The following is a 25,440-nucleotide window of genomic DNA, read 5'->3' as shown; positions in this document are numbered from 1 at the left end:
TCCGGGAGCTCGCATGACCAGCAACGACACCAAGACCTCGCAGAAAAAGGCCGAGGATACCTCCACCAACCTGTACAAGACCCTGTTCTTCGTCACCGCACCGATCACTGCGGCCCTCGCAGGGGCGTGCGTGTGGATGGGTGTTCAGCTCCCCTCCACCTCTCCGGCGAGCCAGGCAACCCCGGCGGCCACGCCGACCGCAGCCGCGCAGATACCGCAGAACACGGAGACGGCGGCCCCCAGCCAGACGAACCCGAACAACTTGGAGATCATGAAGTCGTTCGTGCGTCACCAGGAGAACGACACTCAGGCGAAGGGCGACATTAACGCTCCCGTGACGATGGTTCTTTTCTCTGACTTTGCGTGCCCCTACTGCACGAAGTACGCCCAGGACATCGACCCCGCACTGGCCGACCTCGTCGAGGATGGCACCCTGCGCGTAGAGTGGTACGACCTGGCCCAGATCACCGAGACCTCTCCCCTGGCAGCCCAGGCGGGCATCGCTGCGGGCGAACAGGGTAAGTTCTGGGAGTTCCACGACGTGGTGTACGCGGCGTCCGACCCGACCGGTCACCCCCAGTACTCCGAGCAGGCCCTGGTTGACTTTGCGGCCAAGGCAGGTGTGCCCGACCTGGACAAGTTCCGCGAGACGATGCTCTCCGACCACACCGCTACCACGGTGAAGGCGGCCAAGGAGCGGGCTCACCAGGCCGGCATCACCGGCACCCCCGCCATGTTCATTAATAAGGCGTACGTCAGCGGCTACCGCGACGCCGCCTACATCCGCAACACAATCCTCGACCAGGCGGCACAGTCCGCGTCCTGACGCGAGGCCCCGCGCCGCAAGGATGCTCGGCGCGGGAGACACGAACACAAGGGGCGGCCCGGAAGGATTCCTTCCGGGCCGCCCCTGTAGCGTTCAGTGTGCGAAGCGCTCAGCGCTCCACGACCGCCAGCACGTCACGCGAGGACAGGATCTGGAACTCCTGGCCGTCGTACTTGACCTCGGTGCCGCCGTAGCGCGAGTAGATGACGACGTCGCCGACCTTGACGTCGACGGGGATACGGTTACCGTTGTCGTCCACGCGGCCGGGGCCCACGGCGATAACTTCGCCTTCCTGCGGCTTCTCCTTGGCGGTGTCCGGAATGACCAGGCCGGAGGCGGTGGTCTGCTCGGCCTCAACCTGGCGGATGACGATGCGGTCCTCGAGGGGCTTGATGGAGATCGACATTGTCGCTCCCTTTCTTCTTTGTCACGAAGGTGCTCGTCCTTTCCCTGCCGTCGCGGGGGTCAGGTGCAGGACCGGTCGCGGGTGTTCCCGCGTTTCCTCCACGAGTGTAGGCACGGTCCTGGCACTCGGGCAAGCTGAGTGCCAGGCGCGTTCACCCTGGGCGAGACGACACCCGCGCCCGACCGCAGGCCCCGCACGGCCTCGTCCCTGAAGAGATGGGACAATGAGCGGGTGAGCGCCCTGACCCCTATTCTGTCCTCCCCCGGCTGGGAGCTGCTGGAGTCCCTACAAGCGAAGCAGGCAACCAACCCCATCCCGCTGCCCGAGCTCGGATCCGCCCTGCGCGCCTCCGGCCTCGACGCGGACCTCGTGGTCGCAGTCCTCACCCAGCTGGCCCTGCGCCAGGCAGCACGCTCAAAATTTGGCCCGTTTGCCTCCCACATGGTGTTCACCCGCGACGGCCTCGAGCAGGCGACACGCCTCGTCGTGGCAGCTCGCCACGCTCAGCGATTCAAGGATTGCGGCGCGACGCGCGTCGCGGATCTTGGCTGCGGCATCGGATCGGATGCCATGGCGATCGCCGGCCTGGGCATGAACGTGCTGGCTGTCGACATCGACCCCGATACCGCCGGGGCCGCGGCCGCGAACCTGCGGGCCTTCGAGGGATCCGAGGTACGCCTGGGGGACGTCGCCGACCTCGACATGGACGAGCTGGCCTCCGAGGGCGTCGACGCGATCTTCGCAGACCCGGCCCGCCGCACAGGCGCCTCGCGCGGGTCGGCGCGCATCACGGACCCACAGCAGTGGTCCCCTCCCCTCTCGCTCGCCCTCGGCTGGGCCTCCACGATCGAACGCGTCGGTATCAAGGTGGCGCCGGGCATCGCGTACGAGCGCATCCCCTCCTCCTGGCACGCGCAGTGGGTGAGCGTGGGCGGCGATCTCGTCGAGGCCTCGCTCTGGTCCCCCGCACTGTCCCCCGAGGGCCGTGGACGCTCCTGTCTCCTCCTGGATGAGGCCGGGGCCGCCCATTCGCTCTCCACACCCGAGGGGTATGCACCCAACGCCCCCGCAGCCCGCGTGGAGGTCGCGCCCCTGGGCGCTATGGTCGCCGAGCCCGACAGCGCGGTTATCCGCTCGGGTCTCCTGGGACGCCTCGCGGACGAGGTCGGCGCGGGCATCGTGTCCGACAAGATCGCCTACCTGACCGGGGATGAACTGCCCGATTGCCCCTTCTACGACCGCTTCGAGGTCCTCGCGGTGACCAACCTGCGAGCAAAGGCGATTTCCGCCGAGCTGCGCACGCGCGGAGCGGGCAGCGTCGAGATCAAGAAGCGCGGCGCCGACATCAACCCCGACAACCTGCGTAAATCGTTGAAACTGGGCGGAGGCAACGAGCAGCTGACCGTCATCGCGACGCGCGTGAACGGACGCCACCGCGCAATCATCTGCCGACGGTTGGCTAAAAACCTGTAAGAAAGCTCTCCGCCGACACCGCTCGCTGCCCTGCCACAATGGAGGAAGCAAGCGAAAGGATTGACATGTCTTTGCCCTTCGGTTCCTCCCAGCGTTCCACGATCGGTGTCGAGTGGGAGCTCCAGCTCGTCGACCGCGACTCCCACGACCTGCGTCAGAGCGCGGACGCGATCATTGACCGCGCCACGACCGACGGGAAGCTCGACCCGGGCGTCCACCGCGAGATGCTGCTGAACACGATCGAGGTCGTCTCCAAGCCGCGTTCAACCGTCGCCGAGTGCATGGCCGACCTGATGGACTGCGTCGACTACCTGACCCCCCTGGCCTCGGACCTGCGCATCGACTTGGCCACCGCCGGTACACACCCCTTCGCGCGCCCGGGCCGCCAGCGCGTCACAGACTCGGAGCGCTACACACAGCTGGTGGAGCGCACCGCCTACTGGGGACACCAGATGCTTCTGTACGGCGTCCACGTGCACGTCGGCGTCGAAGACCGAGCGAAGATCCTCCCGATCCAGGCCGCCCTCACCGCCCACCTGGGCCACCTGCAGGCTATCTCTGCGTCCTCCCCCTTCTGGGCGGGCGAAGACACGGGCTACGCGTCCAACCGCGCGATGGTCTTCCAGCAGCTGCCCACCGCCGGCATCCCGCGCCAGTTCGCAACGTGGGAGGATCTCGAGGCCTACACGGATGACATGATCCGCACGGGCGTCATCGAGGGCTTCGACGAGGTCCGCTGGGACATCCGCCCCTCTCCGACCTTCGGCACGATCGAGAACCGCGTGTACGACGCTGCGACGAACGCGACCGAGGTCGCCACCTTCGCGGCCTTCACCCACGTCCTCGTCGAGCACTTCTCGCGCTTGTACGACGCGGGCGAGCCGCTTCCCTCCCTGCCGGATTGGTTCGTCGCCGAGAACAAGTGGCGCTCGGCGCGATACGGCATGGACGCGACCCTCATCATCTCGCGCGACGGCACGACCGAGAACGCGCGCGATGGCATCGCGCGACTGAAGGAAGAGCTGGCCCCCGTGGCCACCGACCTGAACTGTACGCGCGAGTTCGCAGGCCTGGAGACGATCCTGACGATCGGCGCCTCCTACGAGCGCCAGCGGGCCGTTGCGGCAGCCGCGCGACCCGGCCAGGGCCTCGACGCAGTCGTGGACCTCATGCGCGCGGAGATGAGCGCGGGGCGCCCCCTGGCTCTCGCCGAGTTCGCAACCCTGAACGTCTGACTCCGTCGCAGCAGTGCCCCGCATCTTCACCGGTGCGGGGCACTGTCGCCATTCTCATACTCTTTCAGATTGCTTTCAGCTGACTTTCAGAATGCCGCCGTATCCTTGATGTAGCTCGACAACTGACGCTGAGAGGACACTCGCCCGTGGTGCAGGAAGCAACACAGTCACCGGAATCCGAGGGCGCACCATCCGCGCTGGTCAGGATCGCTTCCCCCGTCGGGGCAACCCTGCAGACTGTGTGGCTATTGCTTTCCTCGCTGGCCCACCTCACCATCCGCTGGCTGTCACGATGCCCAGCTACCGCCGTCCTTACGGTCGCCCTGACGATCGTGTCGGCGACCTACTGGGTGTGGCGCGATCAATTCACGGCCCTCGAGGCCGACCCGTCCAGCCCCCATTGGTGGTCGGTTCTCTCCTCCGTCGGCGCGGTGCCCGGAAACTTCATCGCCACCGCCGTGCTCGGCATCGTCACGATGATCATTGCGGGCGGTGCTGCGGAGCGACACCTGGGCACACGCGCATGGGTGGCCGCAGCTGCCTCCGGCCAGGTCGTCGGCGTCGCTGCCACCTGGTTGACACTCCCCCTGCTCACCAGGGTGTTCTCCACGTGGGGGCAGACGATCGATGCGGGGAGCCTGTGGGGCACGAGCCTCATCCTCGTCGCCCTCGTGGGCGCCGCAGCGCAGTCACTGGCCTCTCACTGGCGCTGGCGCGCCCGTTTCCTCCTCATCGGAATCCTCATCCTGTCGGCCGCGATCCTGGGATCTGCGATCTCGTATGCGCGCGTGTGGTCACTCCTCGCGGGCATGGTCGCCGCGCGCCTGGCTGGGGTTCGCGGCGCACGCAGCGATTCCGGAAACGACATTACGATCGGACGTCAGCTCGCCTCCGTCGCCGCCCTGTGCTGGGCCTGCGCTGCGGCGCTGACAGTTGTTTCTTCGGCCCCCGAGGGACCGCTCGCTCAGATGCGCTGGTCGCTGGGCCCCGCGTGGTGGCTTGAGGGGCGTACGGGTGTCATCACAACTCTCCTGTGTCTGGCCCCGATCACGCTCCAGCTGATCTTCGCCTACGGGCTGCGCAAGGGCAGGCGCGCCGCCTACTTCGGCACTCTCATTCTCCAGCTGATCCTCGGCCTGTCAACAGTCGCTGCGACGGGTGTTGCTCTCGCCCAGGGCGCCGACGAGAACGGGATGGCCAGGCCCGAGCTCGTCACCACAGCCTCGCTCCTTCTCGTTCCGGTGATCCTCAACGCTGCCCTATGCATCATCACGTGGTGGGTGCGCCGCTCCTTCACGATTCACGCGGAGCCCTCCACGACCTCGACCCTGCTGCGGCGCTGGCTGCTCCTCATGGTCGGCTGCGCGGGCGCGGTCCTCGTCCTCGGGTTCCTCACGAGCGACTCGTTCGTCCCCCTTGAAGCCCTCAACTCCGGCGACGACCTGACCGTCACCGGCAACGCGACTCCCCTGCAGATCCTCCACGACTACACCCTCGCGCTGCTCCCCACTGCGACCGCCTCGATCTTCGAGCCGTCCTTGGTTCCGATGACTCTCTTCGCCGAGGCACCCGTCCTGTGGGTGCCCCTCGTCGCCTGGGGCGGCACCCTCGCCATCATCCTGAGCGCGCTGCTCGCCCGGCCCCGTATCCCGCTGTCCTCCCCGCTCGAGAGCCTCACCCCTCTCCTGCGCGCCCACGGAGCGGGCACCCTCGGATGGATGCAGACCTGGGAGGGGAACCAGGTGTGGGTGTCCCCTACCGGCGAGGCCGGGGTCGCCTACCGCGGGTCGGGCGGCGTCGCGCTGACGGTCACAGACCTGGCGTACGAGCCGGGCAAGGCCTCCGAGGCGATCGCGCTGTTCTCAGCCTTCGCGTCCGACTCGGGCCTGACACCCGCGCTCTACTCGGTCCACGAGGAGCTCGCGCAGGCCGCGCGCGAGGAGGGCTGGACGATCATGCAGGTCGCCGAAGAGTCACTGCTGGACCTGCCCGAGCTCGCTTTCAAGGGCAAGGCCTACCAGGACGTGCGCACCGCCATGAACCACGCAACCCGCGAGGGCGTTGAGGCCGTGTGGACCACCTGGGAGGAGTGCCCGGCGGGCTGGCGCGATCAGATCACCGTCATCTCCGATACGTGGAGCGATGACAAGGCCCTACCTGAGATGGGCTTTACGCTCGGCGGTGTACCCGAACTCGCTGTCCCCGAGACGCGCATCCTGGTCGCCATCGATGAGGAATCGACGATCCACGCCGTGACCTCGTGGTTGCCAATCTACCGTGACGGAACAGTCGTCGGCCTGACCCTGGACGTCATGCGTCGGCGTACAACCGGGTGGCGTCCCGCGATCGAGTTCCTCATCGGCAAGGCCGCCCTGGCAGCGCAGGAAGAGGGGTTGGAGATCCTGTCTCTGTCGGGTGCTCCCCTGTCGCGCTCGGCCGATGACACCTCGGCCTTTGGCCCCCTCACCGACGCGCTGGCCGCCATCATGGAGCCGCTCTACGGCTTCACCTCGCTGCACGCGTTCAAGCGCAAGTTCAAGCCCCGCACGCAGTCCCTGTACCTGGCGGTGCCGGATCCGGCCTCCCTTGCGACGGTCGGACTGGCCATCTCGCATGCCTACGTGCCCCACGTATCCCCCGCGCAGACCCTCACGCTCGTCGCCTCGGTCGCCGGAGGCCTCGCCAAGCTCGCCGCGAAGGGGGTCGGTGACCTGCGATCGACCCGAGCGACCTCGCGGGAAAGCACATCCGCTGCGGACGCACTCGCTGCCACGGCCTCGTCCGATGGGAGCGGAAAGGAGCACCGATGAGTGCCCTGGGAAACATCCCCCTCACCTCACTCAAGACCCTCGCGGTAGTCGCCGTCCTGGCGATTCTGTCTCTATTGGCTGGGGCTTCTCTGCTTGCGCGCTCGGCCCCGTCGCGCTGCCCGGGACGCGCGAGGCGTTGGCTGGGACGCGCGGTCATCCTCCTCGTGCCCACGTTCCTTATCGCTTCCGCGGGGGCTCTCGTTTTCAATCGCTCGCTCGGCCTTGTGAAAACCAGCGGTGATCTAGCGAAACTCGCCCTGTTATCCGTCGTAGGAACGACCGCTCAGTCCGGCGGCGAGGCCGACGTCAACGCGCAGTCCGCTGCCGTATCCGAATTGGACGCGACCTTCACGAAGACCGAGGACGGCATGCTCCAGACCACCTGGACCGGCCCGTCAAGCGGGATCACCCAGCCCGTCTTCGTTATCACCCCACGCGACTACTCCCCCAATGACGGCAAGACCTATGCGGTCATTGAGCTTCTCCACGGCTACCCTGGCGGCCCCGACGGCACCATGCAGGGCGCGCAGGTGCAGGAAGCCCTGAACAACGCCATCGACGAGGGGATCATCCCGCCGACAATCGTCGTCGGCCCCTCCCTCAACGTCGACGAAGAAGCCCACGACTGTGCCGACATCGAGGGGCGCCCCGCCGTCTACACGTGGGTATCCCACGACGTCCCCGCGATGATTCGACACAACTTCCCCAATACGACGTCTCATCGAGACGCCTGGATGATCGGGGGTTTCTCCGCCGGCGCCTACTGCGCGATCTGGACGGCCCTGCGCACGCCCGAAACCTACGGTGCCGCCGCCTCGCTGTCCGGTTACGACACTCAGATCGAGGGGCAGATGACCAACCAGGGCGAGCAGTACCTGGCTGACAACACGCTGTCAACCATGCTGGCTAATCGCACCCCCGACGGGATGCGCATCTACGCGATGGCCGCCGGCGACGACGCCGTTGGGGGCGCGTACACCGCTCTCAAGATGGCCTCAGCCGTCAAGGAACCCGACAGCGTCACCACGGACGTTCCCCCGAGCGGCGGGCACGCGGGCCCGCTGTGGCGCGAGCACATTCCGACAATGCTGGCGTGGTGGGGGTCCTCCGACCGGGTCTCCCGGGCCGTCGGCGCCACTTCGACGGCGGCGACCGCACAGTCCTCCGAGGCCAGCGCATCCATTGTACCGGTGACAACCGTGACCCACGAGGTCCGGCCGACCGCCCCGAACGGGTACCTGACGCTCGCGCTCCTGATCGCCGGAGTGCTCGTCTCGCTCGCGCTCACGTGGCTTATCGCGCCGCGCTGGCAGCTGCGCCGTCACGAGGGCGACACCGACGACCATGCCGATCATCGACACCGGGCACGTCACCGCGCGCAGCGCTCGGGCCTGTTCACCTCTGTGCCGCGCCCCGCGCTCCGGGCACTCGGCTACCTAGCGCGTCTGATGTCCCTCGGGGCGGCCACGGTAAGCGCCGCGCTCCTCGTCGGCATTGCCGCCAACATGGCGGGCGGCTTCTACACCTCATGGAGCTCGATCGCGCAGAGCTTCATGGACGGCCTACGCTAGGCCCGCGCGCCGCTCTCAGGCGCGCGGCGCCAGATACGTCGTCGTCAGCTCCAAGCCCGAATCCGGGGAGAAGTCCCAGTCCGACGGTGGCAGACCCGCCGCGACCAGCTCGGAGCCAATCGCCGCGATCTGAGCACCGTTGTCCGTGCAGAAGCGCAGAGGGGGCATGCGAACCTGAACGCCGGCCGTCTCGGCCCGCTCCGTCAGCAAAGCTCGCAGTCGGGAGTTCGCGGAGAAACCGCCGCCCACGACAATCGTGTCGCAGCCGGTGTCCAGCGCGGCGCGCACTGCCTTCGCGGTCAGGGAATCGTTGACGGCCTCGGAGAAGGCGGCGCACACGTTTTCCTTGCTGACGACCTCGCCGCGCGCGGTCGCGCCCTCAATGTATCGGGCGACGGCGGTCTTCAGACCCGAGAAGGAGAAGTCGTACTTGTGACGCTCCTTGTCCTTGCCGGCAGCCAGGCCGCGCGGGAAACGGATCGCCTCGCAGTCCCCCTGCTGGGACAGGCGGTCCACGTGCGGGCCGCCCGGGTAGGGCAGGTCGAGGAGGCGCCCGACCTTGTCGAAGGCCTCGCCCGCGGCGTCATCCAGGGTGCCACCCAGCTCGACGACGTCCGTCGCGATATTGCGGATCTCAAGGATGTTGGAGTGGCCTCCGGAGACGACGAGTCCGATGAAGTGCTCGGGCAGCGGCCCGTCAGCGAGCTTATCGACGGCCAGGTGACCAATCACGTGGTTGACGCCGTACAGGGGCTTGCCCAGCGACGAGGCCAGCGCCTTCGCCGCGCAGATACCGACGGTCAGCGAACCGACGAGACCCGGTCCGGCAGCAACCGCGATCGCATCCACATCCGCCAGGGCCACTCCGGCCTCGTCGAGCGCTGCATCCAGCGTGGGCAGGAAGGACTCCAGGTGCGCGCGCGACGCGATCTCGGGGATGATGCCGCCGTAGCGGGCGTACTCATCCATCGACGTGGCCGTGCGGTCGACCAGCAGCTGCGTACCGCGCACGAGGCCGACGCCGGTCTCGTCGCAGGTTGACTCAATACCAAGGACCAGGGGTTCACTCACACCCCCAGTTTAATCTGCCCATGCGGGCGGCGCCGCACGCGCGTGGCGCGCAGGTCCGTCGCGTGCAGTCGGCGTCGATCTAATCGCGAGAACGCGCGTTCGCGATGAACATCGAGACACCCGCAACCGCGAAGACCAGCAGGCTCCAGGGGAACAGCGAATCGGCGATCGGCTTGATCTGGGGGGAGCCAAAGAGCATACCCAGGAGCAGGAGGATCGACAGAATCGCGAAGGCGATCATCGCCGTGATGCCGACGGTCGCGCTGACCCAGTAGCGGCGCGTATGCGTGTTCGGACCGGTTTCATCAAATTGCATGGCGTGCTCCTCTCTGAGCCAATGATGCCTCCATGATACGACGCCAACCGCACCGTCATGCGCATTTTGCGTGCGCTACGGCGGCTGTCTCGCCGCGTCATCGCACCGCGATAACATCACTATGCCACCACGTTTACTCCACATAAACGCGGGAGGGCCCGGCGCCTGCGCGCCGGGCCCTCCGCGAGGCCACTCCATCCGAATCAGACGCCCTTGAAGGCAGCCTTGCCGAGCTGGCGGTTGAGGTTTGCGATCACGTCAAGCGGGATCTGCTTGGGGCAGACCTCAGCACACTCGCCGATGTTCGAGCACGAGCCGAAGCCCTCCTCGTCCATCTGGTTGAGCATGTTGACGACACGCTTGTAGTTCTCGGGCTTACCCTGCGGGAGCAGGCCGAGGTGCGTGACCTTCGCCGAGGTGAAGAGCATCGCGGAGGCGTTCGGGCAGGCAGCCACGCACGCACCACAGCCGATGCACGCAGCGGCCTCGAACGCGCGATCCGCGTCCTGCTTCGGGACCGGGGTCGCGTGCGCGTCGGGGGCTGCACCCGTGTTCACGGAGATGTAGCCGCCGGCCTGGATGATGCGATCCAGGGCGCTGCGGTTGACCACGAGGTCCTTGATGATCGGGAAGCCCGATGCGCGCCACGGCTCGATCGTGATGACGTCACCATCGTTGAAGGAACGCATGTGCAGCTGGCAGGTCGTGGTGACCTCCGGGCCGTGAGCGATACCGTTGATGACGATGCCACACTGACCGCAGATGCCCTCGCGGCAGTCGGAGTCGAAGGCGATGGGTTCCTCGCCGCGTGCGAAGAGCTCTTCGTTCAGGACGTCGAGCATCTCCAGGAACGAGGACTCTTCCGAGATTCCCTTCACCTGGTATTCATGAATTGCGCCCTTGTCTTCGGGACCGTTTTGGCGCCAGATCCTCAGTGTCAGGTTCACTTGTAGCTCCGCTGCTTCAGCTCGATGTCGTTGTAAATCAGGTCTTCCTTGTGGAGGATCGGGGGCTCGCCTTCGCCAGCGTATTCCCAAGCCGCCACGTACAGGAACTTGTCGTCGTGACGCAGGGCCTCGCCCTCGGGAGTCTGGGACTCCGCGCGGAAGTGGCCGCCACACGACTCTTCGCGATGCAGCGCGTCGATGCACATGAGCTCGCCCAGCTCCATAAAGTCGGCGACGCGGCCGGCCTTCTCGAGGGACTGGTTGAGTTCACCGATCGACTTGCCGGGAACGCGAACGTTCTTCCAGTAGTCGGCGCGCAGCTCGCGGATCATACCGATGGCCTTCTTGAGGCCTTCCTCGGTACGCTCCATACCGCAGTACTCCCACATGATCTTGCCCAGCTCCTTATGGAACGAGTCCACGGAGCGGGTGCCGTTGATCGACATGAGGGTGTCGATACGGCCCTGAGCCGACTCGAGAGCTTCCTTCACCGAAGGCGAGTTCTCGTCCAGCTTGGGCAGGTGGAAGCAGTGCGCCAGGTAGTCGTTGATCGTGTTGGGCAGGACGAAGTAGCCGTCCGACAGGCCCTGCATGAGCGCCGAGGCACCCAGGCGGTTCGCGCCGTGATCGGAGAAGTTCGCCTCGCCGGCCACGTACAGACCGGGCAGGTTCGACTCGAGGTCGTAGTCAACCCACAGGCCACCCATGGTGTAGTGGACGGCCGGGTAGATGCGCATCGGCACCTCGTAGGGGTTGTCGCCCGTGATGCGCTCGTACATGTCGAAGAGGTTGCCGTACTTGGCGGACACTGCGGCCAGGCCCATACGGTTGATCGCGTCGGAGAAGTCGAGGTAGACGCCGCGGGCGACGCCGTTGATCTTCGGGCCGACGCCGCGGCCCTCGTCGCACATGTTCTTGGCCTGACGCGACGCGATGTCGCGGGGCACGAGGTTACCGAAGGAGGGGTAGATGCGCTCCAGGTAGTAGTCGCGATCCTCTTCGGGGATCTGACGCGGGTCCTTCTCGCAGTCCTCAGCGCGCTTGGGAACCCAGATACGGCCGTCGTTACGCAGCGACTCCGACATGAGGGTCAGCTTCGACTGCTGGTCGCCGTGCTGGGGGATGCACGTGGGGTGGATCTGCGTGAAGCAGGGGTTGCCGAAGTAGGCGCCCTTGCGGTACGCACGCCAGATAGCGGTCGCGTTGCAGCCCATCGCGTTGGTGGACAGGAAGAACACGTTGCCATAGCCGCCGGTAGCCAGGACGACCGCGTCGGCGACGAAGGTCTCGAGCTTGCCGGTGGACATGTCGCGGGCGATGATGCCGCGCGCCTTGCCTTCGTCGACGATGAGCTCGACCATCTCGTGGCGGGCGTATTCCTTGACGGTGCCGGCCGCGACCTGACGCTCGAGCGCCTGGTAGGCGCCGATCAGCAGCTGCTGACCCGTCTGGCCGCGCGCGTAGAACGTACGGGACACCTGCACGCCACCGAAGGAGCGGTTGTCGAGGAGGCCGCCGTACTCGCGGGCGAAGGGGACGCCCTGCGCGACGCACTGGTCGATGATGTTGGCGCTGACCTCGGCGAGGCGGTAGACGTTGTCCTCACGAGCGCGGTAGTCGCCGCCCTTGACCGTGTCGTAGAAGAGACGATAGACGGAGTCGTTATCGTTGCGGTAGTTCTTCGCGGCGTTGATACCACCCTGCGCGGCGATGGAGTGCGCGCGGCGGGCGGAGTCCTGGTAGAAGAAGCAGTCGACGTTGTAGCCCATTTCGCCGAGCGAGGCGGCGGCAGCACCTCCCGCGAGGCCGGAGCCGACGATGATGACGCGCAGCTTACGGCGGTTGGCGGGGTTGACCAGCGCGGCGCTGAACTTACGCTGTTCCCAGCGCTGCGCGATCGGGACGTCGTGGGGGGCCTTCGTGTCGGCGATCTTCTCGCCTTCACGGTAGAGGCCGTGGATGAGTGTATCGGTCATGATTGCGTGCCCTTCCTCAGTGGATCAAGCCGGTGACGATGGCGACGGGCGGGGCCATGAACATCACGAAGATGACCAGACCGACCAGGCCCGAGAGGAGAACCAGCGGCTTGCGGGTCGCGTTGCGCACCCACCCGAGCGACTGGAACATGGACCAGAAGCCGTGGGAGACGTGGATGCAGGCGCAGCCGACGAACACGGCGTAGAGGATCACCAGGACCGGCGACTGGAAGGAAGCAACCATACGGGCGTAGGGCGTGGTGACGTCAGCGCCGAAGTTCGCGACCTTCGCGGGCAGGCTCACGGTGGTGAAGTGAGCGATGTGGAAGATCAGGATCAGCAGAATGAGAACACCGCTCATACGCATGGTGCGAGCCGCGTAGGAGTCCGAGACGGACTTCTTGACGACGTAGCGGGTGGAGCGAGCGCGACGCGAACGCTTCCAGGTGTAGGCGGCGGCCCACAGGTGGATGATGAGCATCAGCACCATGGCGGCGCGGAATACCCAGATGAATCCGCCGTGCGGGAAGATCGGCACGAAAGCCTCTTCATGCAGCCAGTGCGCGTAGTCGTTGTAGACCTCCGCGCCCAGGAACATCTTGAGGTTGCCATAGGAGTGGAACAGCAAGAAGAAAACGAAAACGAAGCCCGAGACAGCCATCAGCTGCTTAATAAAGACGCTGGTGGTCCACGCGCGGCGCTTCTTCGTTGCGACATTTTGAGTGGCCATGCCATGAGCATATCGACGCTTTTCCTCCGCTTCGTAGGACCATGGCACGAGGCCGCCCGCCAAGGATCTCAACACGGTGTCGTTTTCGGCCATTTTCCGCGGTTATCTGGGGCAGCTTGAGCGGCTATCGCGAGGAAGACACCTAGGACCATCGGCCCCGCAAACGGGGGTAAACAGATACGAATTTTGATACACCGACCATACCTATTTAGTGGCGGTCGTCGCATCGCCTCAGATCAGGGGCGCCCTCATCTCGACGGCCTCTTCGACGGGGTTACGGAAGTAGCGCGGACGACGCCCGATTTCAACGAAACCTCGGGACTCGTACAGGCCGATGGCCCCCTTATTGGAGGGGCGCACGTCGAGGAAGACCTCGCGCACTCCAGCCTCACGCGACCACTCCAGGAGGGCATCCAGGATGGTCGAGCCGATGCCTCGCCCCCGCGCGTGAGCGCGCACGCCGATGGTCATGACGTCGGCCTGGTCTCCACCGACCTTGACTCCGCCGTATCCGGCGACATCGCCTGACTCATCCGTGGCGATCCAATAGCGCGAAGCCGGGGACGAGAGTTCCTCGGCGATCATGTAGGGGGTCCAGGGGTCCTCGGCGAACACCTCGGCCTCGAGGGCGGCGAAGAGTTCGAGGTCGCCCGGGCCCGCGACGCGCAGCGTGGCGTTCACAGGCGCGCAGTGGGCTGGCCCTGAATATCGGGGCGGCGCAGGTACAGGGGGTCGGTGCGCAGGCGATCGTCTTCGCCGCGCGACAGGCGCGTGGCGACGATGCGGCTCATGACGGCGGGATCGAGGCTCACCTGGGGTCCGAGGTCCACGCGCGCGAGCGCATCGGCGCTGTGCGCGGGGATCGGCGCTCCCGCGACGACGAGGCCGGGGGCGGTCCGCATGGCGCCCAGCAGTGCAGAAACGTCCCCCACCTCGAGGCGTCCCTCGAGGGTGACGTCGTCGGGCCCGGCGGCCACGTACGAGCCCCAGTAGAGTTCGCGGCGGCGTGCGTCGGCGATCGCGTAGACACGGGTGTCGGGAGGCAGGCGGTCGAGGCCCTGACGGGCGATGACGTCGAGGGCGGACACGCCGTAAGCGGGCACGCCGGCGACCGAGGCGAGGACGCGCGCGGAGACGAGACCGGCGCGCAGACCGGTGAAGGGGGCGGGGCCGGTGCCCACGAGGACTCGATCAATGCCGGCGTCCGCGAGCTGCGCGGGGAGGCCTGCTGCCGCGAGCGCCTCGCGCACGAGCGGGGTGATGGATTCGGCGTGGTGACGTCCAGAGTCGTTCTGGGCGCGGCCGAGAACGCAGCCGTCGTCGATGATGGCGACGGTGGTGGCTGCTTGGGTGTCTAGGGCTATCTCTCGCACGGTGTGATCCTACTCGTCGGTGTCTGCCTCGTCGATGCGGGTTCCGCCGTGGGCGGCGACGACGCCGTCAAGGACGCCGTCCCAGCGGTGCCCGTGGGCGTGCAGGACGATGACGCGTGTGCCGTCATCCATGTTCTCCAGGTCGATGACGTCCCCGTCGTGGGCGGCCTCGCCGCCCGAGGCCCGGCGCACCTCGATGGAGAGGCGTTCGTCGCTCATGGCCTCGGTCTTGCCTTCGCCCCATTCGACGACGGTGACGGCCTCGTCGAGGGAGGAGTCGAGGTCGAGGGTCTCGAGGTCGTTCAGGTCGGTGATGCGGTAGGCGTCCGCGTGGATAAGGTCGGGGCCGCCGCTCAGTGAGGGGTGTACGCGAGCGACGATGAACGTCGGAGATGCGACGCGCCCGCGCACGCCCATGCCGACGCCGATGCCCTGGGTGAGGGTGGTCTTGCCCGCACCGAGGCCCCCGGAGAGCATGAGAAGGTCTCCGGCGGCGAGGATGCGACCAAGGTCTTCGCCGAACGCGCGCGTCTGGTCGGCGTCGCGCGTCGACACCTCGTAGGAGGCGATGGGCTGGGTCATGAGTTGCTCCCGAAGGTCGCGTCGGCGCCATCCCGGTAGATGCGGGGGATGTGTGCGCCCAGGTGGGTGACGATTTCGTAGTTGATGGTACCGGCTGCCTGCGCCCAGTCGTCGGCCAAGGCCTCGCCGCTGATCCCGGAGCCGAAGAGGGTGGCGATGTCGCCGGGGATGGCGGGGGCCTGCCCGGAGCGCGCGGTCGGCGTTCCGGGGCTTCCCTCGGCTGGCCCGAGGTCGACCATGAACTGGTCCATGCACACGCGTCCGATGAGGGGCGCGTTAAAGGGGCCCGAGGCGGTGTGGACGACGACGCGCGCTTGGTTGGAGGCGGCGCGCAGGATGCCGTCGCCGTAGCCAAGGGGGACGAGGCCGATCCAGCGGCGCGTGGGCGCGACCCAGGTTCCACCGTACGAGGCCGGGGTCCCCTCTTCGATGACCTTGACGGAGGTCAGGGGCGCGCGCAGCTCGAGGGCGGGGGTGAGGCCGAGTTGCTCGGACGTGGCCACCTCCGGGTCGGGGCTCAGCCCGTACAGGCCGATGCCGGCGCGAACCATGTCGTAGTGAGCTTCGCGGTGCCACAGGATGCCCGACGTGGCGGACAGGTGTCGGATGCGCGGAGTGACGCCCGCGTCGGCGAGGATCGCGAGCCCCTCCTCGAAGATACGCACGTGGCTCGCGGTCGAGGCGTTTCCTGCCTCGCTGGGGTCGTCGGCGCGGGACATGTGGCTCCAGGCGCCAACGACATCGACGAGGCCGTCGTCGGCGGCCATGCGCAGGGCCGAGGCCAGGGCGGGCAGGTCGGCGAGCGTGGAGCCCGCGCGGGACATGCCGGTGTCGATCTTGACGTGGACGCGGGCCGGGCGGCCGGCCTCTCGGGCTGCGGCGCAGATGTCGGCAAGGACCCACGTCCACGAGACGGACAGGTCGATGTCGGCCTCGATCGCGGCCGCGAAATCCGAGGACGAGGTGGAGATCCACGCGAGGATGGGCGCGTCGGCTCGGGCGACCCCGGCCTCGTCGAGGCCACGGCGCAGCGTGAAGGCCTCGGCCAGCTGGGCGACACCCAGCCAGTCGGCGCCACCGTCCAGTGCAGCGCGGGCGACTGGGAGGAGGCCGTGCCCGTAGGCGTTCGCCTTGACGGTCGCGAGCTGGAGCGCGCCGGGGGCGGCTGCGCGCAGGACGCCCAGGTTGTGACGGATCGCGGCCAGGTCAACGGCCGCGGATGACGGGTAGTCCCGTCCTTCGACTCGTTCGTCTGTGGAAATCACACCTCCAGTATCTCACGGCGCGCGCCGCCCGCCCCGCGTTCGTTGCCGTCGCGAGCATGGCGACCAGAGTGTCACCGCGTGGGCTGCGACAGGACCTGCCCGATCGCGGCCGCGATGTCGGAGGCCTGAATGGGAGCAACTCCACCGGCAGCCTCGGCGGCCACCTGGGCGGCTCGCCCGTGAACGCTCACCGCCGCCGTCAGGCGTCCCGGGGTGACGCGCTGGGGCTGCCCATCGGGGCCCGCCACGGCGTCCCCTTCATCGACCGGTCGGGCGAGGACGCCGGCGAGGAATCCGGCGAGCACATCCCCGTTGCCTGCGACACCCGCCCAGGAGGTCGTCACCTGGCCGACAGTCGGGGTGTAGGAGCGCACGAGGCGGCCCTGCGGCAGCGCGTCCACGTCGGGCCATGCCTCCGCGGCGTTGAGCGCACGCTGGAAGGCCTCCTGCACCTCCGTATCGACGTATTCGAAGGAGTACACGATCGTGACGGGCCCCTTGAGGATCACGTGGCAGCCGGTCGCCTCGTGGAGCGCACGGGCATAGCGCAGAGGAGAAGCAGCAATCTCGGCCCGCGTCACCGGAGTCCCGAGGCGTCCCAGGAGGCGCGCGGCCTCGCCGTAGTGCGGGGTGAGGACGGTGGCGTCGAGCTTGATGGAAGTCGCCAGCTCGGGGACAAGGTCGAGGGCCCACGCGTCGATGACGAGGGGCATGCCCGATTGACCGCAGAATTGCGCGAGTTCGAGCGCGTCCTCGCGGCGATCCTCGTCGAGGCCGGGGCCGATGAGGGCGGACTGGATGCGCCCGCCGACGGTGACGACGCCGGGCTGGTCTGCGAGCACGAGGTCCTGGACGCGCCGGGTCGAGTTCAGGCGCACCATGCCCACACCCGCGGCCAGTGCACCGCGCGTCGCGAGGAGACCAGCTCCCGGGTAGGTGTCGGATCCGGCGACAAGGCCGACGACGCCGCGCACGTACTTGTCGTCGGAGAAAGCGGGGACGGGGACGACCTCGCGGGCGGAGAAGGCCTCGTCGACGACGTAGAGGTCATCCGCGCCAATCATTCCGTCATCGCCTTGTGTGCGACCCGTCCCGTTGCTATCCCGGTCCATCGTCACGAGGCTGATGTCCCCGGTGAACTCGACGGCGGGAGGCAGGACCTGCGCGCGCTTGTAGGTGCCGACCGCGAGGGTGTGGGTAGCACGCAGGATCGGGCCCGTGATCGTGCCGTCGTCGTCGGTCAGACCAGAGGGGACATCGATCGCAATAACGGGGCGAGGCTTGATGGCGGAAAGCCTGTTGAGGAGCTCCACGGATTCCGCGAGCGCGCCCGTGAGCGGGCCGTGGGAACCGGTGCCCACGATGCCGTCGATCCAGGCGTGCGCGAGAAAGACATCGGACCATGCGGGGGTGTTTTCGATGGAGCGCAGCGACTGGCCGCCGAGGTCGATGATGCGCACGCCCGCTTCCTGGGCGGCGGCGAGGGCGCGGCGGTGGCAGCGCTTCTTGAGGAGGTAGGCGGTCGCTCCGATTCCTCCGCGCGCGAGGATCGCGCAGGCGTAGAGGGCATCCCCGCCGTTGTCTCCGCCTCCAACGAAGGCTGTAACACGGCTAGCGATCCAGTCGACCCCTTCAGCGTCGCCGCGTTCCTCCGCATCCACGCCCGGTTCACTGTCCTCGCCATTCCAGCTCACGGGCAGGTCCGCATGGCGCACGACCGCGGCCGCGACCTCGCCCGCGACGTCGAGCATGTAGCGGTCCGGATCGCCCTCGGAAACCGCCTGGTCAACGCACTTTGTCTCCAGTTCCCGCGCGTCGGCGAAGGACAGGGCGGCTCGATCAATCGTGAACATGCGCCATATTGTTTCACACCGTGCGCGCCTGGGGTGGCCGCTTGAGCGACGACGAAGCAGTCGCGCAAAGACAGCACGGGCCTCGTCCCTGATGAGGAACGAGGCCCGTGAGCGTTCACGAGGCACCAGCCCCGCGCCGGAGGATCACTCCACCGTCACGGACTTGGCGAGGTTACGCGGCTGGTCGACGTCGAGACCCTTCACAGCGGCAAGCTCGCAGGCGAAGATCTGCAGCGGCACGACGGTCAGGAGCGGCGCGTACAGGGTCGGCACGGCGGGCACGCGGAAGACGACCTCGGCGAACTCGTCGACGGAGGAATCCCCCTCCTCGGCGATGATGATCGTGCGGGCACCGCGGGCGCGGACCTCGGCGATGTTGGCCAGGACTTTGCCGTGCAGCTCTGGGCGGCGAGGGGTCGGCACGATGACGATGACCGGCTGGCCCTCGTCTACGAGCGCGATGGGACCGTGCTTGAGCTCACCGGCGGCGAAGCCCTCCGCGTGGATGTAGCAGATTTCCTTGAGCTTGAGCGCCCCTTCGAGGGCGACGGGGAACCCCACGTGGCGTCCCAGGTAGATCACCGACGTCGCGTCCTGCATAGTACGAGCGAACTGACGCACGCTCTCGCCGCTGTCGAGGACACGTGAGATCGCGTCGGGGATGGCGCCGAGCTTGTCCATGTAGTCGGCGATCTCATCGGCGTACTTGTTGCCGCGCACCTGCGCCAGGTACAGGCCCAGGATGTAGCAGGCGGTGACCTGCGCGGTGAACGCCTTGGTGGAGGCGACCGCGATCTCGGGGCCCGCGTGCGTGAGGATCACCGCGTCGGACTCGCGCGAGATCGTTGAGCCGGGCGTGTTGACGATGGCGACGACCTTCGCGCCCTGCTCGCGGGCGTGGCGGATCGCCTGGATCGTGTCCATGGTCTCGCCGCTCTGGGAGATGGCGACGACCAGGGTCTTCTCGTCGACGACCGGGTCGCGGTATCGGAACTCGCTGGAGAGCTCGACCTCGACGGGGATACGGCACCAGTGCTCGATCGCGTAGCGGGCGACCTGTCCGGCGTAGGACGCGGTGCCGCAGCCGATCATGATGACCTTGTTGACGGAGCGCAGGACGTGCTGGGGGATGCGCACCTCGTCCAGGGCCAGGTGGCCGTGGGAGTCGATGCGGTCGGCCAGAGTGGCGCCGACGGCGTCGGGCTGCTCGTGGATCTCCTTCTCCATGAAAGTCGGCCACCCGTTCTTGGTGGCGCGGTCGGAGGAGAAGTCGACCTCGTACGCCTCACGCTCGACGGGGTTACCCGCGGGGTCGATGACGGTCACGCCGGTCGCGGAGACAACCACGACCTCATCCTGGTCGACCTCGACGGCGCGGTTCGTGTGCTCGACGAAGGCCAGGACGTCGGAGCCCAGGAAGTTCTCCCCCTCCCCCAGGCCAATGACCAGCGGGGAGGAGCGGCGTGCCGCCACGATGACGTTCGGGGACTGCGTGCTCAGCACCAGCAGGGTGAAGGTGCCGTGCAGCTGCTCGGTGACAGCGCGCAAGGCGACGACCAGGCGGCGCGCCACCTCCTCGTCCGCTCCGGTCAGTCCGGCGACCGCCCCTTGGAACGAGGCCGGATCAGCCCGGTCGTAGGCGCGGGCCAGCAGGTGGACGACCACCTCGGTGTCGGTCTCCGAGGCGAAAGTCTCGCCGTCGGCGATGAGGGCGGCGCGCAGGGCGTCCGCGTTCTCGATGATGCCGTTGTGAACGAGAGAGAAACGTCCATCCGGGCTGGAATGGGGGTGGGCGTTCGCGACCGTGGGGCGACCGTGGGTCGCCCAGCGGGTGTGTCCAATGCCCGCAAAGGCATCGGCCGGAGGCTGCGCGTCGAGGTCCTCGGAGAGGTTGATGAGCTTGCCGAGCGCGCGGCGAACGTCGAGGCGATCCGGGGACGCCAGGGCGATACCCGCCGAGTCGTACCCGCGATATTCGAGGCGCGCCAGGCCGCCGAGGACAACCTCGCGACTACGCTGGGACGCCTTGCATGCAATATGTCCAACAATTCCGCACATAGCACCCATTGCAACACACCAAACCCCTCCACCGGTCAGTAACGTGTGTGGCTTCACGTGGTGAACTAAGTGCGCACGACCACAAACATGTGGGGCACAATGGGATCGTGAGCATCACCGAGAGCCCCTCGCCCATCCCATTCCCGGCCTCGTCAAGCGTCTCGTCTGACGAGCAAAACCCGGCCCCCGCGCGCAACGCACCCAACCCCTACGCACGCTTCGACCGCCGCGAGTGGGACCGCCTCGCCGATCGCACTCCCCTGCCGCTCACGCAGGAGGACATTGACCGCATCGCATCCCTGGGCGACCCCATCGACATGACCGAGGTCGACACGATTTACCGTCCCCTGAGCGCACTGCTGCAGCTCTACATCGACGGGCGACGCCGCACAGCCGCCGAGCGGCACGCCTTCCTCGGCGAGCCCGAAGGCCACTCGACCCCCTTCGTCATCGGCATCGCCGGCTCTGTCGCCGTCGGCAAGTCGACGGTCGCGCGCCTCCTCCAGCTGCTGCTCTCCCGCTGGGATTCCACCCCGCGCGTGGACCTGGTGACGACCGACGGCTTCCTCTATCCGAACCGGATCCTGCAGGAACGTTCCCTCATCGCCCGCAAGGGTTTCCCCGAGTCCTACGACCGCTCGGCCCTCATCTCGTTCCTGGCTTCGGTCAAGGCGGGCAACCCGCACGCGAAGGCGCCGGTGTACTCCCACGTCACCTACGACATCGTGCCCGACGCCTACGTCGACGTGGACCGCCCCGACATCCTCATCGTCGAGGGCCTCAACGTGCTCCAGCCGCCGCGCTCCGCCCCCGGTTCTGTGTCGGTGGCCGTTTCGGACTACTTCGACTTCTCGATCTACGTCGACGCCGACGAGAAACAGATTGAGCAGTGGTACGTGGACCGTTTCCTCAAGCTGCGGGCGACCGCGTTTTCTCGCGAGGATTCCTATTTCAAGACCTACGCCTCCCTGACCGACGCCGAGGCCGCATCGACCGCGCACGTCGTGTGGAACGCGATCAACCTGCCGAACCTTCGCGAGAATATCCGCCCCACCCGCGAGCGCGCGACCCTCATCTTCACGAAGGGCCACGACCACCGCGTCGAATCACTGTCGATCCGCAAGGAATGAACCTTTTCGCACGCGAACGAGGCCGCAGCCGGATAACCCGGCCACGGCCTCGTCCTGTGTGGAGCTAACTACTCAATCCACGCGCCCGAGGGCGCGAAGTGGTACCAGGTCCATCCGATCAGTTCCCAACCGGTGGCCATCGAGCCATTGCCGTGCAGGTAGAACCACGAGGGTCCATCCTTGAGCCAGCCAGTGGTCATCGCACCGTTGGCGCCCAGGTGGTACCAGGAGCCATCCAGGTGCTGCCAGCCCGTGGCCATCGAGCCGGAGGGCGACAGGTAGTACCAGGCACCGCCGTCCTTCACCCATCCGGTTCGCATCGCTCCGGAGGGCGACATATAGAACCATGATCCATCGATCTGGGCCCAGCCGGTCGCCATCACACCGTTCGACGGGTCGAGGTAGTACCAGTTACCGCGGTCCATGATCCAGCCGGTCTGCTGGGCGCCACTGGAACCGTGGTAGTACCAGTGTCCACCGTCGTAGACCCAGCCCGTCTTCATGTAGCCACGCGCATCGAAGCGGTAGGTCTGCCCATCGATGACGAGGGTCTCGTTGGCCGCGTAGGTGCCGTCAGAGTAGCTGTACCACCAGCCGAAGTAGCCGGACTTCCACTGGCCCGTGCGAGGCTGGGGCGCAGGATCCGGGGTCGGAGCCGGTGTCGGGTCCACGGTCGGCTCAGGAGCCGGTGTCGGGTCCGGGGTGGGCTGCGGGTCCGGGGTGGGGGTCGGATCCGGGGTGGGGGTCGGATCCTCGATCGTCACCCAGTACAGGAAGCGCGAGTCGCCGCCACCAACAGCATGGAGCACGACCTGCGAGGTCTCGCCCTCGCCGAGTTCGACTTCCTGCGTCGTCTTGTCGGCCGGGTTGACGAGCATCAGGTGTGCGTTCGCAGCCGGCTTCTTGACGGTCAGGGTGATGTCCTGAGCGGTCTCGGCCAGCGAACCGTTGTCGGTTCGCGGGTCGAGGAGGTAGGACGGGTAGCGGGTCTGGCCCGTCAGGGCGTTGACGACCATGAAGCCCTTGGGGGCCGTCGTGGAGTCGCCGAAGATCTCGGCGGACTTGGCGGTCTCCAGGCCCTTCAGCTGCTCGAAGTAGCCGACGACGACGTCGCCGGGCAGGCCGTCGTTGACGGAGCCGACGTTGGTCACCGACATGTCAACCAGGCCGACGGACTCGTTGGCGGCCTTGGCCTCGTCGCCGGAGGCGAAGTCACCGTACTTGTAGCCGCTCAGCGAGGGGATCGCGCCACGAGCCGCGTACTGGCCGGGCTTGTAGGCGACGAACGTGGAGTTCATGGCCTTCGTGTAGTTACCGATGTAGGTGACATTGCCGAAGATGTTGGAGAACTCGTAGAACGAACGCGTGGGCGCGCCGTCGTGGTCGATGATCGAGGAGCGGTCGTAGCCGTTGTACTCCATGCGGAACAGACCGAACCACTTCTGGCCGGTCGCCAGGCCCAGGGAGGGAACGATCGACTTCTCAGAGGCGGACACGTTCGCATCCCAGTTGTAGTCCAGGTACTGGCCGTACAGGATCGGGCTGGAGCCGTCACCGGTGAGGCCCTTGAGGCCGTATTCGCGCTGCTTCTTCCAGGTGTTGGTGCCCAGCAGGTTCATGACGACGTTGCTCGGGGCCGGGCCGCCGTTGGCGCCCCAGTAGTACTTGTCCCAGCTGAGCAGGTCGGGCTTGGCATTCTCGACGTAGTAGCTCAGATTGGCGTCGCGGTACCAGGAGGGGTCGTCCCAAGAGTTCGCATGAACGACGGCGCCGGGGATGTTCTCCTTGGACCAGGAGAACCAGTTCTTGAAGCACTCGGACTCGCCGCGGTTGAAGCCGCCCTCATCGCCGTACTGGATGTCGACGAGCGTGGAGGCGTAGGGCTTCATGTATTCGTTCATGAAGTCGCGCGGCTCGCCAGCGTTGCACATGCTGTTCTTGCCGGTGGGGGCCTTGGCGAGGGCCCACGGCGCACCCTTACCCAGGGACTCCATCATGGCGGTGTTGAACATGGGCAGGTCGTAGAACATCGGGAACGCGCCACCCGTGAGGTCGCGCTCGTTGGCGTCGAAGCCGCCACGGCCGTAGCCCTCGGAGGGAACCCACGCGGGCATCATGACGCCGTACTGCAGCGCGAGGGCCTGGGCACGGTTGACGCCCCACTTGCCGTCACCGGGATTGAAGCCGGAGTAGCGCTCGTACATGGAGTTGTCGACAACGGGAGCCACGGGGGTCTTGCCGGCGGGCAGGCCCCACACCTCGACGTCGTTGAAGGTCACCGCGGTGGCGATGTTCTGCGGGGTCTGGGGCTCGGTCTCGTCGTTCATCCAGATGCGGATGTTCTTGGCGAGGTGATAGCTGTTGAAGTCCCAGTACCACAGGCCGCGCGCGTCGCGCGTGAGCGAGCCGTGGGTGACGATGGTCTTCCATTCGCCGCCGTCGGCCTCCTGGACCGCGATGGCCACGGAGTTGCCGCCGTGCCATCCCTGGACGCCCGCGGGCAGGATCGGGGTGCCCCATCCGTTGATGCGGTGCACGTAGCGGGCCTCGCCCAGGTGCAGCTCGATGCCGGTGACGCTGCTCGACCATTCATGCGCACGAACGAGCGGATCGGAGGTCCACGTCGTTGTCGGGTCGAGGTCGGTGAGGGCCGCGTTGTCGGCCTCGGTTCCGCCATTCGCCTGAGCGGTCGCGGGGATCATCACGTTGCCGCGGAAGTCGGTGTCAACCTTGGTGATGTTAACGACGTAGGTGGCTTCCTTGCCGTCCTTGGCCACGGTGGCGGTGATGACGTTCAGGCCCGTGGTGAGGTCAAGGTTGGACACGCGTCCATCGGCGTCAGGGGTCACGCCGTTGATGGTGACGGTGGCACCGTCGACCGCACGGATACGGGCCGAGACGGTCTTCGCGTGGTAGTAGCCGGTGGCCGTGTAGGTGTGGGTGCCGGGGGCAAAGTCAACGGGTTTACCGGGCTCGCCGTACGGCAGCTGGTCGATGACGAAGTCAACGACGAGGTCGGATGCGCCCGATCCCTGCTCGGGGGCATCGGGGTGAGGTACGACGGGTCGTGCTGCTTCGTGGTTACCGCCGGTGTCCTCGTTGCCGTAGGAGGTGATGGCGTTACCGTCGGCGTCGCAGGGCAGGAGCTTGATGTCCGACAGCGCCATGTCCTTCTTGCCGGGGGCTAGCGAGCGCAGGCCGGTCAGAGCGAAGACTCGCTTCGTGGTCGCTGGGAAGGTGACGTACTGTTCCTTGTTCCCGAACTGAAGGTCACTTCCGTGCTTGACCTCGGTGCCGCCTTCCCACGTGCCCGCAGCGACGTTGGTCTTCCAGTCGGCGAAGGAGGCTTCGGCGGCCGGGTTACCGGGGTCCTCGTCGAAGGCGAAGACGCGGTATTCGCCGGGGAACTGGTCGTTGCCCAGGGTCGAATCGTAGGTGGGGCGCGGGGTCAGGCCGAGGCCGCACACCTGGGTGCCGGGCGTGGGGTTCTGGACGGCGAGGGCGTGGGGGTAGGTATCGAGCCCTCCCTTCCACTTGGTGGTCCAGAAGGTCTTGGTCGCGTCGGTACGGGTCGTGTCGTCGTCGACGAGGGCTGCGATCGTACCGTTGGGTGCGCTTTCGCCGACCTTCTCTTCGGAGGTCGCCCACAGGACGGTCGGGTGATACGGGGTTTCGGTGGCGGCGACGGCCGCGGCGGGTGCGAGGCCAAGCATGGTGGCCGCAAGAATCGGGGCTCCGAGTGCACCGATGATGGGTCTAGTCCCCATGAGTTTAACTCCTTCGTCAGTATGGGGGTGGTGGCTGGGATCGGCCGTTAG

Annotated in this window: 19 protein-coding genes; 6 read left to right on the top strand and 13 right to left on the bottom strand. The window is 67.0% G+C overall.

The annotated features are described in order from the left end of the window. The first annotated feature begins 13 nt into the window (after positions 1-13). Positions 14-826, top strand: a complete 813-nt coding sequence (locus tag FOC40_RS03310) for a DsbA family protein (RefSeq protein ID WP_003795582.1) — start codon at positions 14-16, stop codon at positions 824-826. A gap of 109 nt (positions 827-935) precedes the next feature. Here the strand turns inward: FOC40_RS03310 and groES are convergent, their stop codons facing one another. Next, on the bottom strand, positions 936-1,232 hold the full coding sequence (gene groES, locus FOC40_RS03305; protein ID WP_003790486.1) for a co-chaperone GroES: 297 nt from the start codon (positions 1,230-1,232) through the stop codon (positions 936-938). Positions 1,233-1,463: 231 nt separating this feature from the next. Here groES and FOC40_RS03300 point away from each other — a divergent pair, with 231 nt between their 5' ends. From FOC40_RS03300 to FOC40_RS03285, 4 genes are all read left to right on the top strand, one after another. Further along, on the top strand, positions 1,464-2,705 hold the full coding sequence (locus FOC40_RS03300; RefSeq protein ID WP_039929422.1) for a class I SAM-dependent methyltransferase: 1,242 nt from the start codon (positions 1,464-1,466) through the stop codon (positions 2,703-2,705). Between the two features lie 65 nt (positions 2,706-2,770). After that, entirely contained in the window at positions 2,771-3,940 is a 1,170-nt protein-coding gene (locus tag FOC40_RS03295; protein WP_039929423.1) for a glutamate--cysteine ligase, read from the top strand. A gap of 146 nt (positions 3,941-4,086) precedes the next feature. Next, a complete protein-coding gene (locus tag FOC40_RS03290; protein ID WP_003795588.1) occupies positions 4,087-6,750 on the top strand; it encodes a bifunctional lysylphosphatidylglycerol flippase/synthetase MprF in 2,664 nt (887 codons plus the stop codon). Beyond that, on the top strand, positions 6,747-8,321 hold the full coding sequence (locus FOC40_RS03285) for an alpha/beta hydrolase (protein WP_003795591.1): 1,575 nt from the start codon (positions 6,747-6,749) through the stop codon (positions 8,319-8,321). Before FOC40_RS03290 ends, FOC40_RS03285 begins: the two co-directional genes overlap by 4 nt. Before the next feature lie 15 nt (positions 8,322-8,336). On the opposite strand, the gene tsaD is transcribed toward FOC40_RS03285, so the two are convergent. The 11 genes from tsaD to glmS all read right to left on the bottom strand — a co-directional run bounded on the left by tsaD (position 8,337) and on the right by glmS (position 20,492). Then, positions 8,337-9,392, bottom strand: a complete 1,056-nt coding sequence (gene tsaD / locus FOC40_RS03280) for a tRNA (adenosine(37)-N6)-threonylcarbamoyltransferase complex transferase subunit TsaD (RefSeq protein ID WP_003795593.1) — start codon at positions 9,390-9,392, stop codon at positions 8,337-8,339. Positions 9,393-9,471: 79 nt separating this feature from the next. Beyond that, positions 9,472-9,708: a hypothetical protein gene (locus FOC40_RS03275; RefSeq protein ID WP_003795596.1), complete on the bottom strand. Its 237-nt coding sequence runs from the start codon at positions 9,706-9,708 to the stop codon at positions 9,472-9,474. A gap of 203 nt (positions 9,709-9,911) precedes the next feature. Continuing rightward, the gene (locus FOC40_RS03270; RefSeq protein ID WP_003790501.1) at positions 9,912-10,655 is read right to left on the bottom strand and encodes a succinate dehydrogenase/fumarate reductase iron-sulfur subunit; all 744 of its coding nucleotides are present in this window, start codon (positions 10,653-10,655) and stop codon (positions 9,912-9,914) included. Further along, positions 10,652-12,631 carry a fumarate reductase/succinate dehydrogenase flavoprotein subunit gene (locus FOC40_RS03265; RefSeq protein ID WP_003795599.1) on the bottom strand — a complete coding sequence of 660 codons (1,980 nt, stop codon included), beginning with the start codon at positions 12,629-12,631 and terminating at the stop codon, positions 10,652-10,654. The genes FOC40_RS03270 and FOC40_RS03265 overlap by 4 nt, the downstream gene beginning before the upstream one ends. A 16-nt stretch (positions 12,632-12,647) precedes the next feature. Continuing rightward, complete coding sequence (locus tag FOC40_RS03260; RefSeq protein WP_034466371.1) at positions 12,648-13,361, bottom strand: succinate dehydrogenase cytochrome b subunit; 714 nt, start codon at positions 13,359-13,361, stop codon at positions 12,648-12,650. 231 nt (positions 13,362-13,592) lie between these two features. Further along, a complete protein-coding gene (gene rimI / locus FOC40_RS03255) occupies positions 13,593-14,042 on the bottom strand; it encodes a ribosomal protein S18-alanine N-acetyltransferase (RefSeq protein ID WP_003795602.1) in 450 nt (149 codons plus the stop codon). Continuing rightward, positions 14,039-14,734 (bottom strand): tRNA (adenosine(37)-N6)-threonylcarbamoyltransferase complex dimerization subunit type 1 TsaB, encoded by a 696-nt coding sequence (tsaB, locus tag FOC40_RS03250; protein ID WP_003795604.1) that lies wholly within the window; start codon positions 14,732-14,734, stop codon positions 14,039-14,041. Before tsaB ends, rimI begins: the two co-directional genes overlap by 4 nt. Before the next feature lie 9 nt (positions 14,735-14,743). Further along, positions 14,744-15,316, bottom strand: a complete 573-nt coding sequence (gene tsaE, locus FOC40_RS03245) for a tRNA (adenosine(37)-N6)-threonylcarbamoyltransferase complex ATPase subunit type 1 TsaE (protein WP_003790512.1) — start codon at positions 15,314-15,316, stop codon at positions 14,744-14,746. Then, positions 15,313-16,581: an alanine racemase gene (gene alr, locus FOC40_RS03240; RefSeq protein WP_003795606.1), complete on the bottom strand. Its 1,269-nt coding sequence runs from the start codon at positions 16,579-16,581 to the stop codon at positions 15,313-15,315. Before alr ends, tsaE begins: the two co-directional genes overlap by 4 nt. A 71-nt stretch (positions 16,582-16,652) precedes the next feature. After that, positions 16,653-18,434, bottom strand: a complete 1,782-nt coding sequence (locus tag FOC40_RS03235; RefSeq protein WP_003795608.1) for a bifunctional ADP-dependent NAD(P)H-hydrate dehydratase/NAD(P)H-hydrate epimerase — start codon at positions 18,432-18,434, stop codon at positions 16,653-16,655. A gap of 144 nt (positions 18,435-18,578) precedes the next feature. Next, on the bottom strand, positions 18,579-20,492 hold the full coding sequence (glmS, locus tag FOC40_RS03230; protein ID WP_039929427.1) for a glutamine--fructose-6-phosphate transaminase (isomerizing): 1,914 nt from the start codon (positions 20,490-20,492) through the stop codon (positions 18,579-18,581). A gap of 89 nt (positions 20,493-20,581) precedes the next feature. Here glmS and coaA point away from each other — a divergent pair, with 89 nt between their 5' ends. After that, the gene (coaA, locus tag FOC40_RS03225) at positions 20,582-21,622 is read left to right on the top strand and encodes a type I pantothenate kinase (protein ID WP_003795611.1); all 1,041 of its coding nucleotides are present in this window, start codon (positions 20,582-20,584) and stop codon (positions 21,620-21,622) included. A 68-nt stretch (positions 21,623-21,690) separates the two neighbouring features. On the opposite strand, the gene FOC40_RS03220 is transcribed toward coaA, so the two are convergent. After that, entirely contained in the window at positions 21,691-25,389 is a 3,699-nt protein-coding gene (locus tag FOC40_RS03220) for a cadherin-like beta sandwich domain-containing protein (RefSeq protein ID WP_003795614.1), read from the bottom strand. Positions 25,390-25,440 lie beyond the last annotated feature (51 nt).

Source organism: Schaalia odontolytica, from assembly GCF_009730335.1.
Classification (GTDB): Bacteria; Actinomycetota; Actinomycetes; order Actinomycetales; family Actinomycetaceae; genus Pauljensenia; species Pauljensenia dentiphila.
This window is presented reverse-complemented; position numbering and strand designations above follow the sequence as displayed.

Excerpts from the sequence above, each read along its gene's own strand:
- FOC40_RS03310 (WP_003795582.1), top strand. The coding sequence starts at position 14 with ATGACCAGCAACGACACCAAGACCTCGCAGAAAAAGGCCGAGGATACC.
- groES (WP_003790486.1), bottom strand. The coding sequence starts at position 1,232 with ATGTCGATCTCCATCAAGCCCCTCGAGGACCGCATCGTCATCCGCCAG.
- FOC40_RS03295 (WP_039929423.1), top strand. The coding sequence starts at position 2,771 with ATGTCTTTGCCCTTCGGTTCCTCCCAGCGTTCCACGATCGGTGTCGAG.
- FOC40_RS03285 (WP_003795591.1), top strand. The coding sequence starts at position 6,747 with ATGAGTGCCCTGGGAAACATCCCCCTCACCTCACTCAAGACCCTCGCG.
- FOC40_RS03275 (WP_003795596.1), bottom strand. The coding sequence starts at position 9,708 with ATGCAATTTGATGAAACCGGTCCGAACACGCATACGCGCCGCTACTGG.
- FOC40_RS03265 (WP_003795599.1), bottom strand. The coding sequence starts at position 12,631 with ATGACCGATACACTCATCCACGGCCTCTACCGTGAAGGCGAGAAGATC.
- FOC40_RS03260 (WP_034466371.1), bottom strand. The coding sequence starts at position 13,361 with ATGGCCACTCAAAATGTCGCAACGAAGAAGCGCCGCGCGTGGACCACC.
- tsaE (WP_003790512.1), bottom strand. The coding sequence starts at position 15,316 with ATGACCCAGCCCATCGCCTCCTACGAGGTGTCGACGCGCGACGCCGAC.
- FOC40_RS03235 (WP_003795608.1), bottom strand. The coding sequence starts at position 18,434 with ATGTTCACGATTGATCGAGCCGCCCTGTCCTTCGCCGACGCGCGGGAA.
- glmS (WP_039929427.1), bottom strand. The coding sequence starts at position 20,492 with ATGTGCGGAATTGTTGGACATATTGCATGCAAGGCGTCCCAGCGTAGT.
- FOC40_RS03220 (WP_003795614.1), bottom strand. The coding sequence starts at position 25,389 with ATGGGGACTAGACCCATCATCGGTGCACTCGGAGCCCCGATTCTTGCG.